The 1,586-nt window shown below is 50.4% G+C and carries 2 protein-coding genes and 1 pseudogene; all 3 read right to left on the reverse strand.

Translation table 11 applies throughout. The features are described 5' to 3' along the window. Positions 1 to 103: pseudogene (locus tag N5O98_RS26395) on the reverse strand (DUF3408 domain-containing protein); the annotation flags it as partial. Between the two features lie 23 nt (positions 104 to 126). Continuing rightward, positions 127 to 576 carry a DUF3408 domain-containing protein gene (locus N5O98_RS26400; RefSeq protein ID WP_004311202.1) on the reverse strand — a complete coding sequence of 150 codons (450 nt, stop codon included), beginning with the start codon at positions 574 to 576 and terminating at the stop codon, positions 127 to 129. Positions 577 to 581: 5 nt separating this feature from the next. Then, positions 582 to 1,337, reverse strand: a complete 756-nt coding sequence (locus N5O98_RS26405) for a ParA family protein (RefSeq protein ID WP_005643916.1) — start codon at positions 1,335 to 1,337, stop codon at positions 582 to 584. Positions 1,338 to 1,586: the final 249 nt, after the last annotated feature.

Consider the following 1,586-nt stretch of genomic DNA (forward strand, 5'->3'; position numbering starts at 1 on the left):
AATGCCCGTAGTCGGTTACACACTTTGCTGCACGGACAGCGGTTCTTTCACTCTTTCCTGTTTGCAGATACTCAGCCTGACGGTTCTTATTTGTTCTTTTCATACTTCTTTGTTGTTTTTGAGTGTTTATAAATTATAGGATTCCATGTGCCGTTTGAACGATTCGGCTATCTCGTCTTGGAACAGCGTGAAATGGTGTGTCAGCACGTTGTCAAGAAATGCCGCGATAGTCACTTCGTTGCCTCCGATTACATGAAGCATCTTCTGTATGCGGTCGTGGTACTCCTTGCGGATATAGACCTGCTTGCCGAGCCTTGCCGTGATATTGGAACCGCATATGAATACTGTGTCATAATCCAATTTTTCCGGCTTGCTGTTCCTGCGCCTGCGTTCCGGCTCCTCTTTGGAGTGCGAGGCGGGTGGAGAAACGGCTTCTTGTATCGCTTCTTTCGGAGGTGGGACAGGAGCGTTCCCGTCCGTGCTTCTCGCTTCCGGCGGAATGCTTGTATCGTCCAGTCGAAATGAGTTGATTACGGCTTCGCTGTCGATGTCCTCGATTCTTGTTTTCTTTGCCATGCCGTTCAGTTTTTGATGATGCCGAGAATCTCATCGACGAGTTTGTCGAGGTTGCTGCCGCGTACCAGTATTTTGTCCGCCGGAAACGCCGTGGAGCGGAATACCGCCTTGCGTTCTGCCGCCGTCTCCTTGCGGAAGCGCTTACTGTCCGGTAGATGTGTTTCCAGAATGGGCAGGGCGAACTCGGCACAGACCTTGTCGTATGCCTTGTAAAGTTCAGTCTTTTCGCGTCCGTCCACCATGTTCCACACGAGGTAAATCCCTTTGATGCCGGACTTGCCCGTGCTTATCATCTGTTCGTTGATGACAGTGGCGAACTTGATGGAACTCTCCATCACCACACGGTCGGCGATGATGGGCGTGAAGATATAGTCCATTTGGGAAATGGTCTGCACCACATCGGCATTGTTGATTGTTCCCGGCAGGTCGAAGAACACGAAATCGAGGTCGGGCTGCGCTGCCACCAGATTTTCGGCGGTCTTTACCGCATCTTCCGCACGGCTGCATCTGATGGTGTACGGGTTCTTCTTCAGTCGTTTGAGCTGCTCATACGCCAGCACCTTGTAATGCCCGTCCTCCATGACGGCTTTCATGTCACGCTTGCGCATGTCATGGATACTGTACTGCGGGAAATCGCAGTCCACCACGGCTACGTTGTAGCCTTTCACATAGTGCAGATAGCTTGCTACAAGCACTGTCAGGGTTGTCTTACCCGCTCCACCTTTCTGCGTGGAGATTGCCACATAAGTTGCTTCTTTCATTTTTTTGATAATTTATTTGGTTATACATCTGTCCGGTGGCGGTAGCGTATTGTCATTAGTACGTACGCACGCACTCCCATTCATTTATTTATTCACTCCTTAATCCGGCTGTGCCTGCGGGTATTCATCGGTTTGTCCAACCGTCCATGCTTTTATCCGTCCGCACGGACGTGTGCTTGGAAAACTATCTGAATACATACACCTGTTTTCAACCGTTTGGATTGATGCCCGGATTGCTGTCCGAACATC

Source organism: Bacteroides sp. LFL-34, assembly GCF_027257075.1.
Lineage (GTDB): Bacteria > Bacteroidota > Bacteroidia > Bacteroidales > Bacteroidaceae > Bacteroides > Bacteroides ovatus.